Annotated in this window: 19 protein-coding genes; 10 read left to right on the top strand and 9 right to left on the bottom strand. The window is 36.3% G+C overall.

Annotation, left to right across the window (positions count from 1 at the left end; translation table 11 throughout):
* Positions 1-62 precede the first annotated feature (62 nt).
* Positions 63-305, bottom strand: a complete 243-nt coding sequence (locus JOC83_RS18355; RefSeq protein ID WP_205188837.1) for a DUF2584 domain-containing protein — start codon at positions 303-305, stop codon at positions 63-65.
* A 69-nt stretch (positions 306-374) separates the two neighbouring features.
* On the bottom strand, positions 375-1,160 hold the full coding sequence (locus JOC83_RS18350; RefSeq protein ID WP_205188836.1) for an alpha/beta hydrolase family protein: 786 nt from the start codon (positions 1,158-1,160) through the stop codon (positions 375-377).
* 117 nt (positions 1,161-1,277) lie between these two features.
* On the opposite strand from JOC83_RS18350, the gene JOC83_RS18345 reads away from it, so the two are divergent.
* Genes JOC83_RS18345 through JOC83_RS18335 form a run of 3 tightly spaced genes read left to right on the top strand, consistent with a single transcriptional unit; the run spans position 1,278 to position 3,862 of the window.
* Entirely contained in the window at positions 1,278-2,279 is a 1,002-nt protein-coding gene (locus JOC83_RS18345) for an ABC transporter substrate-binding protein (protein WP_205188835.1), read from the top strand.
* Positions 2,280-2,292: 13 nt separating this feature from the next.
* Complete coding sequence (locus tag JOC83_RS18340) at positions 2,293-3,072, top strand: ABC transporter ATP-binding protein (protein ID WP_205188834.1); 780 nt, start codon at positions 2,293-2,295, stop codon at positions 3,070-3,072.
* A gap of 52 nt (positions 3,073-3,124) precedes the next feature.
* The gene (locus tag JOC83_RS18335; RefSeq protein WP_239583632.1) at positions 3,125-3,862 is read left to right on the top strand and encodes an ABC transporter permease; all 738 of its coding nucleotides are present in this window, start codon (positions 3,125-3,127) and stop codon (positions 3,860-3,862) included.
* 244 nt (positions 3,863-4,106) lie between these two features.
* Here JOC83_RS18335 and ytkD read toward each other — a convergent pair whose 3' ends face one another.
* The 3 genes from ytkD to JOC83_RS18320 all read right to left on the bottom strand — a co-directional run bounded on the left by ytkD (position 4,107) and on the right by JOC83_RS18320 (position 5,469).
* Positions 4,107-4,580 (bottom strand): RNA deprotection pyrophosphohydrolase, encoded by a 474-nt coding sequence (ytkD, locus tag JOC83_RS18330; protein ID WP_205188832.1) that lies wholly within the window; start codon positions 4,578-4,580, stop codon positions 4,107-4,109.
* Between the two features lie 105 nt (positions 4,581-4,685).
* Positions 4,686-5,012: a hydrolase gene (locus tag JOC83_RS18325; protein WP_205188831.1), complete on the bottom strand. Its 327-nt coding sequence runs from the start codon at positions 5,010-5,012 to the stop codon at positions 4,686-4,688.
* A 67-nt stretch (positions 5,013-5,079) separates the two neighbouring features.
* Complete coding sequence (locus JOC83_RS18320; RefSeq protein ID WP_205188830.1) at positions 5,080-5,469, bottom strand: phage holin family protein; 390 nt, start codon at positions 5,467-5,469, stop codon at positions 5,080-5,082.
* A 112-nt stretch (positions 5,470-5,581) separates the two neighbouring features.
* Here JOC83_RS18320 and JOC83_RS18315 point away from each other — a divergent pair, with 112 nt between their 5' ends.
* On the top strand, positions 5,582-5,782 hold the full coding sequence (locus JOC83_RS18315; protein ID WP_205188829.1) for a hypothetical protein: 201 nt from the start codon (positions 5,582-5,584) through the stop codon (positions 5,780-5,782).
* A 71-nt stretch (positions 5,783-5,853) separates the two neighbouring features.
* On the opposite strand, the gene JOC83_RS18310 is transcribed toward JOC83_RS18315, so the two are convergent.
* A complete protein-coding gene (locus tag JOC83_RS18310) occupies positions 5,854-6,294 on the bottom strand; it encodes a Dps family protein (protein WP_205188828.1) in 441 nt (146 codons plus the stop codon).
* Positions 6,295-6,422: 128 nt separating this feature from the next.
* Here JOC83_RS18310 and ytzI point away from each other — a divergent pair, with 128 nt between their 5' ends.
* Positions 6,423-6,587, top strand: coding sequence for a YtzI protein (gene ytzI / locus JOC83_RS18305; protein ID WP_205188827.1), 165 nt, complete (start codon positions 6,423-6,425; stop codon positions 6,585-6,587).
* Positions 6,588-6,730: 143 nt separating this feature from the next.
* A complete protein-coding gene (locus tag JOC83_RS18300; protein ID WP_205188826.1) occupies positions 6,731-7,903 on the top strand; it encodes an FAD/NAD(P)-binding protein in 1,173 nt (390 codons plus the stop codon).
* A gap of 38 nt (positions 7,904-7,941) precedes the next feature.
* On the opposite strand, the gene JOC83_RS18295 is transcribed toward JOC83_RS18300, so the two are convergent.
* Positions 7,942-8,415: an S-ribosylhomocysteine lyase gene (locus tag JOC83_RS18295; protein WP_205188825.1), complete on the bottom strand. Its 474-nt coding sequence runs from the start codon at positions 8,413-8,415 to the stop codon at positions 7,942-7,944.
* Positions 8,416-8,569: 154 nt separating this feature from the next.
* Between JOC83_RS18295 and yidD the strand changes: the two genes are divergently transcribed.
* Positions 8,570-8,803 (top strand): membrane protein insertion efficiency factor YidD, encoded by a 234-nt coding sequence (gene yidD, locus JOC83_RS18290; protein ID WP_205188824.1) that lies wholly within the window; start codon positions 8,570-8,572, stop codon positions 8,801-8,803.
* On the opposite strand, the gene JOC83_RS18285 is transcribed toward yidD, so the two are convergent.
* A complete protein-coding gene (locus JOC83_RS18285) occupies positions 8,804-9,370 on the bottom strand; it encodes a beta-class carbonic anhydrase (protein WP_205188823.1) in 567 nt (188 codons plus the stop codon).
* 219 nt (positions 9,371-9,589) lie between these two features.
* Here JOC83_RS18285 and JOC83_RS18280 point away from each other — a divergent pair, with 219 nt between their 5' ends.
* Both JOC83_RS18280 and JOC83_RS18275 read left to right on the top strand, forming a co-directional pair.
* Positions 9,590-10,777, top strand: coding sequence for a GTP-binding protein (locus tag JOC83_RS18280; protein ID WP_205188822.1), 1,188 nt, complete (start codon positions 9,590-9,592; stop codon positions 10,775-10,777).
* 86 nt (positions 10,778-10,863) lie between these two features.
* Positions 10,864-11,859, top strand: coding sequence for a metal ABC transporter substrate-binding protein (locus JOC83_RS18275; RefSeq protein ID WP_205188821.1), 996 nt, complete (start codon positions 10,864-10,866; stop codon positions 11,857-11,859).
* A gap of 26 nt (positions 11,860-11,885) precedes the next feature.
* On the opposite strand, the gene JOC83_RS18270 is transcribed toward JOC83_RS18275, so the two are convergent.
* Positions 11,886-12,137 (bottom strand): type B 50S ribosomal protein L31, encoded by a 252-nt coding sequence (locus JOC83_RS18270; RefSeq protein WP_205188820.1) that lies wholly within the window; start codon positions 12,135-12,137, stop codon positions 11,886-11,888.
* Between the two features lie 162 nt (positions 12,138-12,299).
* Between JOC83_RS18270 and JOC83_RS18265 the strand changes: the two genes are divergently transcribed.
* Positions 12,300-13,637 (top strand): cytochrome ubiquinol oxidase subunit I, encoded by a 1,338-nt coding sequence (locus tag JOC83_RS18265; RefSeq protein WP_205188819.1) that lies wholly within the window; start codon positions 12,300-12,302, stop codon positions 13,635-13,637.

The raw sequence follows: 13,637 nt of genomic DNA, 5'->3' as shown, positions 1-13,637 counted from the left end.
ACGATTCAATTAAAAAAACCTGACATGACAGCTACTCTGTCATGTCAGGTTTTTTTAGTGGATTAATTCGTTGAATTTAATTTTACTAATTCATATGTAATGCGTGTTTGATTATTAACGAGCTCTACTTTACGGATAACACCTGTTCCTGTGCGCTCTCCCTCTTTTGTTTTATGTACACTAATTGGAATATCTAATGGATACAAACGGTATCCTGCTTTCTCTAATACAAAAAGATTTTCATCCATTCGTTTTTCTAATCCTTTTGTTACAATCATCGTATTTAACTCTAACGGCATGCCCATATTTAGCCCTCCTTTTTCGTGCCTTTCTTGTATTGTACAACGTCTATTTCAAAAGGAAAACTCCTTTTCTTATGACTGCTTCTTCATCCATTTTGTGAGTTTATGTACTGTCTCTCTATTTTTTACTGGTGGAAAGTAATGAGTGAAATCGTTAAAATACCAGCTATCTACCTGCTTATTTAACTCTTTTAACTTCCCTTCCAACTTATAAGAATGTTCAATGGATACATTTCTATCCTTTTCACCATGAATTAATAAAACAGGAGCTTGAAGATATTCTAATTGATACAATGGGGTTCTCCACTCGTAGCGTTCTGGATATTTGTTAGGTGTGCCACCAATCACTCTTTTCATCATTCTACGTAAATCTTCTCTTTCATAATAAGTAAGTGTCATGTCACTGACACCTCCCCATAAAACAAGTGATGAAACACTTTTACGAAAAATCGCTGTAAATAATGCCATCACCCCGCCACGTGAAAAGCCAAAGACATGAATGCGGTCTTGGTGTACACGATGATGATTTCTTAATAAGTCATAAGCGGAAAGTGCATCTTCACGGTCATCACCAGCGAAATCTTCATTTCCTTCTCCTCCTTGATTACCTCGATAAAAAGGCGCCATCACAACAAACCCTTCTGACGCAAATTGAACAATTCGTCCCACTCGAACCATTCCTACGTTTTTTATTCCACCCCTTAAATATAAAAAACCATCATAGTTCCCTTCTTCTTTTGGCTCTGCAAGTAATCCTTTTACTTTTAATCCATTTGATAGATAGGTGACAATATAAAGCTCGATTTTCGAATTAGGAGACGGAAATCTTTGTTTGTCTATAATTAAACCATTGTTCATCTTTTCACCTCCCATCTTTTTTACCTTTCATTTGGAACTAGGCACTCACCAAATGCCCTCTCTCTTCATACTTTATCATAAAGTACATTTGCAACTTTAAGGAGGATTAGATGGCGTATGATTAAAAAATTCAAATGGATTCTCTCCATTCTTGCTGTCTTCATACTAATTGTTCCACTTATCTCGTGTAATAAACAAGAAGAAACATATACATTGCGTGTTGGTGAAGTGACACATTCTATTTTTTATGCTCCCCAATATGTAGCTCTTTCTGAAGGATTCTTTGAAGAGGAAGGGTTAGATGTGAAGGTACAAACTACATGGGGTGGAGACAAGACCATGACCGCTCTTCTTTCAGACGGAGTTGATATTGCTTTAGTAGGTGCTGAAACGTCTATTTATGTCTACGCTCAAGGAGCAAGTGATCCTGTTGTGAACTTTGCACAACTTACTCAAACAGATGGTACATTCCTTGTTTCACGTGAAAAAATAGAGTCATTTTCATGGGATCAATTGAAGGACACAACCTTTTTAGGTCAACGAAAAGGCGGTATGCCACAAATGGTGGGGGAATACGTTCTGAAGCAGCATGATATTAACCCTCAAAAAGATTTAAACCTTATTCAAAATGTAGACTTTGCAAATATCGCTAATGCTTTTGCTTCTGGAACAGGAGATTATGTTCAATTATTTGAGCCGACAGCCAGTATTTTTGAAAAAGAAGGCAGAGGATATATCGTTGCATCTTTTGGCGAAGAATCAGGAAGTGTTCCTTATACAACTTATATGAGTAAGCAAAGCTTTATCAAAGAAAATAAAGAAGCGATTGAAAAGTTCACACGTGCTATCTATAAAGCTCAACAATGGGTCGATACACATAGCGCTGAAGAAGTGGCAAAGTCTATTCAACCTCAATTTGAGGACACATCACTCGATATTATTGAAACAGTCGTTGAACGTTATAAAGCTCAACAGTCTTATGCAAAAACACCATTACTGCCTGAAGAAGCTTGGAAAAACCTTCAAGATATTATGGATGAAGCAGGAGAATTGCCAGCTGAAGTGAACTATTCTGAACTCGTCAATACAAGCTTTGCAGAAAAAGTAATCTCTGAATAAGGAGAGGATCGACATGTCTAACTTACATGTCCATCGCGTTCAACATACGTATTTTACAAAAGAATCTGCTATTACTGCATTAGAGAACATTGAATTAACAATTGAGGAAGGGGAATTTGTCTCCTTCCTTGGCCCTAGTGGCTGTGGAAAGACTACACTACTTTCTATTATTGCTGGACTCCTTAAACCTACTGAGGGAGTCGTGACCATTAATCATGAAGACATTCATACTAATGATTCAAGAATCGGATACATGTTACAGCAAGATTACTTGTTTCCTTGGAAAACAATTAAGGAAAATATCCTTCTTGGATTAAAAATGAGAAAAGAATATACGAAAGAAAAAGAAGAGATTGCTCTTCGCTTATTAAAAGATATTGGCCTCACCGATGTTGAAGACTTGTATCCACGTCAACTGTCTGGAGGAATGAGACAACGCGTTGCTCTTGTACGCACACTTGCCATTGATCCTTCTATTCTTTTGTTAGATGAACCTTTCTCAGCGCTCGATTTTCAGACAAAGTTAAAGTTAGAAGAGCTTGTTTCTAAAACCCTCATGTCATTAAGAAAAACAGCCGTTCTTGTTACTCATGATATTGGAGAAGCGATTGCCATGAGTACTCGCATTTTCCTTCTTTCTAATCGTCCTGGAACCGTTGCTAAAACATTTATTGTACCTAAAGAACTTCGATCACTTTCTCCCTTTGATGCAAGGCAGCATCCTGCCTACAATGAATTATTTCAAAGCATTTGGAAGGAGCTTGATCACCTTGAATCAAAAAATAAGAATTAACTCTCTTCATAAACAATATAAAGATAACTTAAAAAAAGAAAAGAGAGTCGTCATGACTCTTCAAGCTCTTATCTTCGTTTTATTTTTTGCATTGTGGGAGATTGCTTCTTTATACCAATGGATTGATCGCTTAATCTTTAGCTCACCATCTAAAATTTGGAGTTTATTCACAATCAAGTTAGCCGATGGATCTCTACTTCCCCACATTACGTTTACATTATTTGAGACGGTCTTAGGATTTATAATGGGGACATTAGCCGGTGTATTACTAGCTACCGCGCTGTGGTATTCACCTCGGCTCGCTCGTGTGCTGGATCCTTATTTAGTCATTCTTAATGCAATGCCTAAAGTAGCATTAGGCCCTATTTTGATTGTAGCCATTGGTCCTGGGTTCTTCTCTATCCTTGTCATGGGTGCTATTATCTCTGTTATTATTACAACCATTGTGGTGTATACCGCATTTAAAGAAGTAGATGAAAATTACATCAAACTGCTAAAGACCTTTAACTCTACAAAGCATCAATGCTTTAAGGAAGCCGTTCTTCCTGCTTCACTACCAGCCATTATCTCTACATTTAAAGTAAATGTAGGATTATCATGGGTTGGAGTCATTGTTGGAGAGTTTCTTGTTTCCTCTAAAGGATTAGGATATATGATCATTTACGGATTTCAGGTATTCAACTTTACACTAGTCCTATTAAGCTTATTACTGATCGCTGTATGTGCAACTATGATGTACCAAGGTGTGAATTATTTAGAACGAAAATTAATAAAACAACATGAAAAGTGAGCATATTACACTTAAAAACGGGATCAAATGGACTTTCCAACGAGTCTTTTTCTGTTTTATATAAAGAGGACCGTCAACCAAAACCTGTGATTAGGCTTTGATGACGGTCCAGCTTTCAGGAAGTTGTTTCAAAAGGGATGACTTTCCCATTTAACACCTTATCCTGTTTCCGCTAAATAAAGGAGACAACAGATGTGTTTTACTGCTAACAAATAAAGTTTTTTATCACAGATTCATCTAGTCATTAAATAGCTTTAATTCGCTTTATATACTTCATGACGTATTGAAGCACATTGTCTTTCATAATAAAACTAAATCCTTCTTCTCTTTGAATTGAGGGAGGAATTTCATCTAAAAGTACAGGCCCTTTTGTTTCAAAATAATCTTGTTGTTCGACTAATTCTTTAACTTTACCTACATAAATATTCTTAATAATCGGTGCACCTTTGCTAACTACTTTATACTGACCAATATACGTCAGTGTATCCACTTTTCCACCCGTCTCTTCAAATACCTCACGCACCGCTGCTTGTTCAGGTGTCTCTCCAATCTCTAGTTTCCCACCTGGAAACTCCATTCCACGCTTAGAATGTTTTGTAAGCAACCACTTACCATCATAGGTACATACAACCCAAACATGACGAGGATTTTTTGAGAATGGATGACGTTCAAATGATAAAAATACTTGGTTATTATATGCATCCTTAAAAGTGTACATGTTATCTTCAAGCCCCATTTAATTTTTTTATCATTTTATCATAGATTGAAGACTTTCTTAGGAGAAAAAGTATGAAACGATAAAAAAAGAGTAATTCACTTAGAACTACTCGTTGTGTTGTGATAGGATACCCATTTGTTCAATATGTGTACGTGTTTCATCATTTCCTAAGTTGTGTATCAATTCAAATATCTTTGTGGTGGTTTGGTCATACGCATCATTTTGGCGATCGTAATGATATTCTAAATAAGGAACATGAGCTCGGAAAAAACCTTGCCAATCACTCGAAAAACGCTGATCAAAGTATTCTCTTAGCACGGTCACTTCATCGTCTGTTGCTTTGATTTCATAATTCCATTCAGAAGCTGATCGAACTTGTGAAATCTCGCCTGCCCCTAATGAGATGTAATATGTTTTTTTCTTTTGTTCCAATGCAAGCAACTCCTTTTTTCCTTCTCTACTTTTCTTATGCCAATTAATGCGTAAGTTTATTCATCGGCTATTTTAAACGGTCTTTCAGTTGCTCAATTGCTTTTAAGATAGGTCCGGGAATCGGTAGCCCTACAACCCCAGCATTTTCAGTGATGGAGATAATTTCGTTCACAACATAAAATAAAATGGTAGCATCACGAATAAGGTGGTTGTCCCACAATAATGAATCTAAAAAATTCGCAACAGCAACTAAGATAAAAATGAAGATTTTCTTGGCAATTCCTTTAAAACCTACTTTACTGGATAGTGATTTTTTTACAAATGCAGCTAAGACGCCCGTTATATAATCTAATGCTACACAGGCTATTAGAACCATTAATAAATAATCCCATCCCCCAAATAAGAAAATTGAAAGAGAGCCTAATCCAGACAAAGTAAATAAACTGTACTTTTGCATTTTGCACCCCTCCTTCTAAAAATGACTTATATCTTTATAATATGAAACAGAGAATAAACGTGTTCACAATTACTAAGTAGCCATGTCAATTAAATTTAGAAAGGTGAATGATATGAACTGGATTGATTCTATACATGAAGAAGTTAAATTGCGAGGACAAAGAGATAATGAAGACGTTGATGCTCTTATCTATTCCTTCGTGTCGCAAATGACAAAAGACCAACTATCACAAATCGTTCAAAACATGAGTGAAAAAGACATCCACGATTTGTTATTCTCTTATGTAAAAACAAAAGTTGAAGAGCAACTTTAACAAATTTTCAAACTTCCCTAGAACAGAAAAAGAATGAGCACGACCAAAAGCGGTCATGCTCATTCTTTTTCTTATTTACCGAGGAATGATTTTAACATCCACGCATGTTTTTCAAAGCTTTTATGAATGGCTAATAACATATCACCTGTTGTTTCGTCATCTACTTCTCCAGCAATATCCATGCCGTCTTTTAATTCCTTTGTAAGTGTATCAAAATCTGAAACAAGGGTAGCAACCATGTCTGTCGCTGTTTCGTTCCCACTTGCTTCTTGAATACTTGACATAGAAAGACACTCTTTCATTGTTGCGACTGGGTTTCCTTCTAAAGCGAGTAAGCGCTCTGCTAAGTCATCAATATTTGTAGCCACTTCATTGTATAACTCTTCAAACTTCTCATGAAGAGTAAAGAATTGTTGACCTTTTACATACCAATGGTAATTATGTAATTTCATATACAATACACTAAAATTTGCAATTTGATTGTTTACAACACCTGTTAATTGTTCTGACATTCATCTCACTCCTTCTACATATAGTAGTACCCGTTTTCGATTGTTTAAAACATCATTTTCAACTTTTCACATCTCCTATTATGGTAGAATGAAGGAAAGATTATGACAGTAAAAAAAGGAGAGCTACTATGCTATATACGATCCTCATTGTTTCAATTGTTATCGTAGCCATTGTCTTATTATTAAGCGTCGTTACAACATCCAAAGCCTATGACTATAAACATAAGGTAGATTCTTTAGAAGATAACCCGAATCGAGAAGAAACAGATTTTCATGACGAGAGTATAAAATAGCCTTGCTTTATCCGTGACGAGCGGATTACATTCATTCCCCTCTTCATATAGACACCCTCTTGACTATTTTCCATTTCTTTTAGTATATTTTAATCATCAAAGCGTAATGGTTACGATTATCATAAACGAAAGGAGCATAACGTATGTACGATTGGATTATTGTTGGAGGAGGAATGCAAGGTATAACACTTGCTACCTTTCTTATTAAAGAAAAAAAAACAACAATGGATCGACTAGCCATTGTTGATCCACATGATGAACCATTAGCCAATTGGAAGCATTGTACAGGTATGATATCCATGCCTTTTCTTCGTTCACCTTCTGTTCATCATATTGACGTAGCTCCGTTTAGCTTACAAGCTTTTGCCAATAAGGAAAAGCAAACCTTTCATACAGATCGCTTCTACGGCCAATATAAACGTCCTTCCTTGCCACTATTTAATGACCATTGTGACCATATCATTGAAGACATTGGTTTAAAAGAAAGCTGGCATCAAGGAAAAGTGATACATGTAAACAAACAACACGGAGTTTGGACAGTGATGACTAACCAAGGGGAAGAACTAGTAGGGAGAAATTTAGTTCTATCAATTGGGATTGGCGAGCAAAGGCATTGGCCAGAATGGGCCATACAATTAAAAGAGGAAAATCAAAATAGCGTCCATCATATCTTTGACTCTTCTTGTCCATCTATTCCTACCCTTGAAGGTTCCATCACTATTATTGGTGGAGGAATTACAGCTGTACATACAGCCATTAAAGCGGCTAGCTTGCATCCGGGGATGGTCACAATGATTAAACGACATCCTTTTCGGGTTCATGACTTTGATAGCAATCCAGCTTGGCTCGGACCTAAAAATCAAGTATCTTTCCGTCTTTTAGATGACTACCGCCAACGTCGTGAAGCAATAAAAAAAGCTAGAAACAAAGGTTCAATTCCACGGGAATTGTCAATAAAGATGAAGCACCTTGAGCGTAAAAAGCACTTAACCATCATTGACGATACCGTTGTTGACTATAAGCTAGATAATCAAATAAACTTGCTGCTTAAAAAGCATCCTTCTCATCAAACGGCAAATATTTTATTAGCAACTGGATTTGAAGGAACTTTGCCTGGAAAAGAGTGGATTGAGCCGTTAATTCACGATCAAAATTTGAAATGTGCATCTTGTGGCTATCCGATTGTTTCTCATTCTTTGCAGTGGGGACCTAATTTATATGTTACTGGTGCATTAGCAGAGCTACAAGTTGGTCCTATTGCTCGGAACATATCAGGAGCTCGACAAGCTGCTCAGTTAATCGTAAACAGTTTATAAACAAGAAAAGCTGACTCCTAAAAGTCAGCTCTTCTTGTTTATCCAAATACTTTTGCTAAATCTTCTTTACTTTGTTCTAGCCAAAAACGCATTAAACGCTTTGCACCTTCTAAGTCATGAAGTTTTGCTTGCCCACATTGTTTTTCGTTAGAAGCTGGAATGTCAACAATTTCAACTGCATCTTTCATTGTATCTTCTAATAAGTCAATGATTTCATCAACTGTTGGTTCACCGCTTACTACAAGATAGTAACCCGTTTGGCAACCCATCGGTGAAATATCAATAATATCAAAGTGATCATACTTCTCTGCATGAGTACGAATGTTAAACGCTAATAAATGCTCAAGCGTATGAATAGCATCTGGCTTCATTGCTTGTTTATTTGGCTGACAGAAACGAATATCGTATTTATTCACTAATCCGTCACTACCTACTTTGTGGACTCCACAATGTCTCACATAAGGTGCTTTTACGGCATTATGATCAAGTTCAAAGCTTTCTACTGATGGCATTATCACCACTCCTTTTTTTAACTCTTATTCTATCATACACTCAATTCCGATATATTTCATCCATTTAATCTGATTTAACTTTATTTGGTTGCATTTTTCACATAAAATCAGCTATAGTAACGACAAAGTACATGAAAAAAGGAACGTGAATAACATGTTAGCTAAAGTTTTTTTAGCCATTATTCGTTTTTATCAAAAAGTTATCTCACCTATTAAGCCTCCAACGTGCCGCTTTTACCCGACATGTTCGCATTATGGACTTGAAGCTATTAAGCGTTTTGGAGCTATAAAAGGTGGCTGGCTAACGATTAAACGAATTTTAAAATGCCACCCATTTCACCCAGGTGGCATTGATGAAGTCCCTGAAAAAAAACAGTCACATCATTAGTTAGTTATTTTCATATCCATCTACAACCAAGTCCAATTTTCCTGTGCCTGGATCAATGACTAAGCCATGTACAGGAATTTCTTTTGCAAATAATGGGTGATTCTTAATCGTGCTCACGCTATGTGTGACGCTTTCTTCAACGGAATTAAAGCCTCTTAACCATTTGTCTAATTCAACACCGGAATATTCAAGTGTATTAAATACTTCTTCTGATATCCCTTTATCTTGCATTTTTTCAATAATTGATTCAGGCGTCAGTTTTCCCATCCCGCAATCATGATGACCAATTACACACACTTCGTCCGCATTTAACTCATATACCGCTACTAATATACTTCTCATAATACTTCCGAAAGGATGAGATACAATTGCCCCCGCATTTTTAACGATTTTTACATCACCATTACGAAGGTTCATAGCTCTTGGTAGTAATTCAACTAGCCTTGTATCCATACAAGATAAAATAACTAACTTTTTATCTGGAAATTTCGTCGTATGATACTTTTCATATTCTTTTTCTTCTACAAACCTTTCATTATAGGTTAATACGTCTTTTAGTAAACTCATACCTCTACTCTCTCCTTCATGATTGAATATACTATTAATTATAAGCAAAAAAAGTGATGAATGACTATACTAACCATCTTATCATAGAAGTTCATCATTACTTAGTAGAAATTCCTTTTTTTTCATCTAACATTTCATACTTGTATTATACTTAATTATTCTGTATGATGTAAAAGTTAAATCGTAACAATTCTTATTTATCTCAAGGAGGATACATAAATGAAAAAAGTACCTGTTACTGTCTTAAGTGGTTACCTAGGTTCTGGTAAGACCACTTTACTTAATCATATTTTACAAAATCGTGAAGGATTAAAGGTTGCAGTTATTGTCAATGACATGAGTGAAGTGAACATTGACGCTGATTTAGTCAATCAAGGTGGCTTCTCTCGTACAGAAGAAAAGTTAGTTGAAATGCAAAACGGCTGTATTTGCTGTACACTACGTGATGACTTAATGAAAGAAGTAGAACGACTCGTTGAAGAAGGAAATATTGATTACATTGTCATTGAATCATCAGGAATTAGTGAGCCTGTTCCTGTTGCGCAAACTTTTACTTACATTGATGAAGAGTTAGGAATTGACTTAACAAAGACTTGTCAATTAGACACAATGGTAACCGTTGTGGATGGAAATCGATTCTGGGATGACTTCTCATGCGGAGAAAGCTTATTAGACCGTAAAGAAGGTACAGATGAAAATGATACAAGAGAAGTGGTTGATTTACTTATTGATCAAATTGAATTTGCGAATGTCATTCTACTTAACAAAGTCGATTTGTTAGAGGAGGAAGACGCAATTGAGTTAGAACATGTATTACGCAAATTAAATCCTGAAGCAAAGATCATTCAAACTGTAAACAGTCATGTTGCATTATCTGAAGTTTTACACACAAACTTGTTTGATTTTGATAAAGCAAGTCAAGCGGCTGGTTGGATTAAAGAGTTAAACGTAGAACACCATACACCTGAAACAGAAGAGTTTGGTATCTCATCTTTCGTTTATCGTAGAAAACGTCCTTTTCATCCTGAACGATTAATGAAGTGGTTGGAAGATTGGCCAGTAGATATTGTGCGTGCAAAAGGATTCTTCTGGTTAGCCTCTCGAAATGATATGTCCGGGCTCCTTTCTCAAGCTGGTACTTCTATTATGATTCAAGGTGCAGGTGAGTGGGTTGCTGCTTATTCGGAAGAAGAAAAACAACAAACGTTAAGAGAAGAGCCTGAATTACTTGAAAAATGGGATGAGAAATTTGGGGATCGAATGAATGAATTGGTCTTTATCGGACTTGAGATGAATAGAGATGAAGTGGAGAAATCATTAGATATGTGCCTTTTAACTGATGAAGAAATGGAACAAGATTGGTCTACATTTTATGATCCTCTTCCTCCATTCACCGTTTCATCCTAATTTCACTGTTTTCAAATCGTAACACTTACGATATAATGGCTTAGGTCATAAGAAACAGAGAACGATAAAAAGGAGAGAAATGATAAATGAAGCTAAAAGCAACACTGATGGCTTTACTCTTAGGAGCAAGCACAGCATTAGCTGGATGTGGCTCTGATGTAAAAGAAGAAGCTAGTTCTACTAGCAGTTCAGATGATAAATTAAACATATATACAACGATTTACCCTCTACAAGATTTCGCAACAAAAATTGGCGGAGAACATGTTAACGTAGAAAGTATATTCCCACCTGGAGTAGATGCACATACATTCGAACCTACTTCTAAAACAATGGTAAATCTTGCTCAAGCTGACGCCTTTATTTATTCAGGCATTGGATTAGAAGGCTTTGTAGATAATGCAAAGAAAACATTAGTAAACGAAGAGGTACAACTTGTTGAAGCAGCTGAAGATATTGAGTTAGCTCAACATGCAGAAAATCATGATGCTCATGCTCATGAAGAGGAAAACCATAATGATCACGCTCATGAAGAGGAAAGTCATGATGCTCACGCTCATGGAGATGAAGATCCGCACGTATGGATTGATCCTATTCTTTCTATCACTCTAGCTGAAAACATTAAAAAGTCACTTGTTGAATTAAAGCCTGACGCAAAAGAAGACTTTGAAAAGAACTTTGAAGCAGTAAAAGCGGACTTACTAGCACTTGATCAAGAGTTCAAACAGACAATTGAAACTAGTTCTAAGAAAGAAATTCTTGTTGCCCATGCTGCTTATGGTTATTGGGAAAAGCGTTATGGATTACAACAAATCAGTGTAGCTGGTTTATCTCCAACGAATGAGCCTTCACAAAAACAGTTAAAAGAGATTATTAAAGAAGCACAAGAACATCAAATTAAATATATTATTTTCGAACAGAACCTACAGCCTAAAATCGCGGAACTGGTTCAAAAAGAAATTGATGCTGAAGCTTTAACTCTTCATAACTTAGAATCAGCAACAAAAGAAGACGTTCAAAATAATGAAGATTACTTCTCTATTATGAAGAAAAACATTGAAACGTTGAAAAAAGCACTAAACTAAACAAATAAACCAGCCAAGTGGCTGGTTTATTTTGTTGTCATATTGTATTTTTTCATGAATCGGTCTGCACGTCCTCCACGATCTGCAAACTTTTGTCTACCTGTGTAGAACGGATGTGAGTCAGAACTAACCTCTACTTTAATTAATGGGTATGTGTTACCATCTTCCCACTCAATTGTTTCGTTTGACCATTTTGTCGCACCCGTTAAGAATTTAAATCCACTATTTGTATCCATAAATACGACTTTTTTATATTCAGGATGTGTATTTGGTTTCATATTATCTCTCCTTTTTAATTATGACTATAACCATTATATCGTAATGATTCTTATTTTCAAGTATTAAGCTTATAAAAAATATGATTTCCTATTTATGCATAATTCGTGGTAAAAAGTGGACAATAATGGGCATCAATACTCTACTTGAAAGGTTGGTTTTTAATGGATCATTTAGTCACCGCACGGTCGATGTTCGGTATGACAATGGGAGTTCATATCATCTTTGCAACCCTTGGTGTCGGCATTCCACTTATGATTTTACTTGCTGAATTACTCTATCAAAAAACAAAAGATACCGATTATGAATTAATGGCTAAACGATGGACAAAAGCACAAGCAATTTTATTAGGTGTTGCGATTCCAACGGGTACCATTGCAGGTGTACAACTCGCTTTATTATGGCCTGGGTTTATGGAAGTTGTCGGGAAAGTGATGTCTCTCCCTTTTCAAATTGAAATTTATGCTTTCTTCATCGAGGCACTGTTTCTCTCTATTTATGTGTATGCTGCAGATCGTATCTCACGAAAAATGCGCATTATTAGTTTAATTCTTGTGGCACTTGGAGCACTTGGATCCGCTGTGTTAATTACAAATGTTCATGCGTTTGAAGGTACTCCTGCAGGATTTCGGATTGAAAATGGAGAGATTGTTGACGTTGATCCATGGGCTGCATTTTTCAATCCAAGCTTTTTTGTAACAGCTGGACATGTAGCTGTTTCAGCTTATATGACTGGTGCATTCATTATTGCATCAATTGCAGCTTACAAAATGCTACGCACGAGAAAGAAAGATCCGCGATTATATAAGTTCCATCATAAAGCACTCATGATGGGATTAGTGGTAGGCTTAATCTTTTCGTTCTTAACTGCCTTAAATGGTCACGAGTCTGCACAGCTACTTCACGAATATCAGCCGGAGAAGTTAGCTGCTGCAGAAGGATTATTTGAAACTCAAAGTTATGCTCCTCTAGCGATTGGTGGGTTTACTGACCGCGAATCTCAAGAAGTAAAATGGGGAATTGAAATCCCTTGGGCGCTAAGCTTTTTAGCAAATGATCGCTTTGATACAGTCGTTGTTGGACTAAACGACTTCCCTGAAGATTATTGGCCTCCACTTTTTGTTCATACGCTCTTTAATGCGATGGTTGGAATTGGCTCTATGCTTATTCTTTTATCTATGATTGGTGTGGTCTGGTATAAATTTTTGAAGAAAAAAACATTTCCAAAACCACTGATGTGGGCCTTTGTATTAGCTGGACCTTTATCAATGGCTTCTATTGAATTTGGCTGGATTTTTGCATGTACAGGTAGACAACCTTGGGTCATTTACCGCATTATGCGTACGTCAGAATCAGTAACGACCTCAGCCAATTTAGGATTCTTATTTACATTGTTTCTCCTCATTTACATCGTGTTAATGGCCGCGGTGGCACTAGTATTAATTTATTATTTTAAACGCAATCCACTATCAAAAGAACTTGCTGCACATGCTGAGCAATAA

The sequence above is a fragment of the Priestia iocasae genome, from assembly GCF_016909075.1.
Classification (GTDB): Bacteria; Bacillota; Bacilli; order Bacillales; family Bacillaceae_H; genus Priestia; species Priestia iocasae.
Note: the sequence above shows the minus strand (reverse complement) of the source record. Positions and strands in the feature narration are given on the sequence as shown.

Excerpts from the sequence above, each read along its gene's own strand:
- JOC83_RS18310 (WP_205188828.1), bottom strand. The coding sequence starts at position 6,294 with ATGTCAGAACAATTAACAGGTGTTGTAAACAATCAAATTGCAAATTTT.
- JOC83_RS18270 (WP_205188820.1), bottom strand. The coding sequence starts at position 12,137 with ATGAAACCAAATACACATCCTGAATATAAAAAAGTCGTATTTATGGAT.
- JOC83_RS18320 (WP_205188830.1), bottom strand. The coding sequence starts at position 5,469 with ATGCAAAAGTACAGTTTATTTACTTTGTCTGGATTAGGCTCTCTTTCA.
- JOC83_RS18285 (WP_205188823.1), bottom strand. The coding sequence starts at position 9,370 with ATGAGTTTACTAAAAGACGTATTAACCTATAATGAAAGGTTTGTAGAA.
- JOC83_RS18345 (WP_205188835.1), top strand. The coding sequence starts at position 1,278 with ATGATTAAAAAATTCAAATGGATTCTCTCCATTCTTGCTGTCTTCATA.
- yidD (WP_205188824.1), top strand. The coding sequence starts at position 8,570 with ATGTTAGCTAAAGTTTTTTTAGCCATTATTCGTTTTTATCAAAAAGTT.
- JOC83_RS18280 (WP_205188822.1), top strand. The coding sequence starts at position 9,590 with ATGAAAAAAGTACCTGTTACTGTCTTAAGTGGTTACCTAGGTTCTGGT.
- JOC83_RS18340 (WP_205188834.1), top strand. The coding sequence starts at position 2,293 with ATGTCTAACTTACATGTCCATCGCGTTCAACATACGTATTTTACAAAA.
- ytzI (WP_205188827.1), top strand. The coding sequence starts at position 6,423 with ATGCTATATACGATCCTCATTGTTTCAATTGTTATCGTAGCCATTGTC.
- ytkD (WP_205188832.1), bottom strand. The coding sequence starts at position 4,580 with ATGTACACTTTTAAGGATGCATATAATAACCAAGTATTTTTATCATTT.
- JOC83_RS18295 (WP_205188825.1), bottom strand. The coding sequence starts at position 8,415 with ATGCCATCAGTAGAAAGCTTTGAACTTGATCATAATGCCGTAAAAGCA.
- JOC83_RS18355 (WP_205188837.1), bottom strand. The coding sequence starts at position 305 with ATGGGCATGCCGTTAGAGTTAAATACGATGATTGTAACAAAAGGATTA.
- JOC83_RS18350 (WP_205188836.1), bottom strand. The coding sequence starts at position 1,160 with ATGAACAATGGTTTAATTATAGACAAACAAAGATTTCCGTCTCCTAAT.
- JOC83_RS18265 (WP_205188819.1), top strand. The coding sequence starts at position 12,300 with ATGGATCATTTAGTCACCGCACGGTCGATGTTCGGTATGACAATGGGA.
- JOC83_RS18315 (WP_205188829.1), top strand. The coding sequence starts at position 5,582 with ATGAACTGGATTGATTCTATACATGAAGAAGTTAAATTGCGAGGACAA.
- JOC83_RS18335 (WP_239583632.1), top strand. The coding sequence starts at position 3,125 with ATGACTCTTCAAGCTCTTATCTTCGTTTTATTTTTTGCATTGTGGGAG.
- JOC83_RS18300 (WP_205188826.1), top strand. The coding sequence starts at position 6,731 with ATGTACGATTGGATTATTGTTGGAGGAGGAATGCAAGGTATAACACTT.
- JOC83_RS18275 (WP_205188821.1), top strand. The coding sequence starts at position 10,864 with ATGAAGCTAAAAGCAACACTGATGGCTTTACTCTTAGGAGCAAGCACA.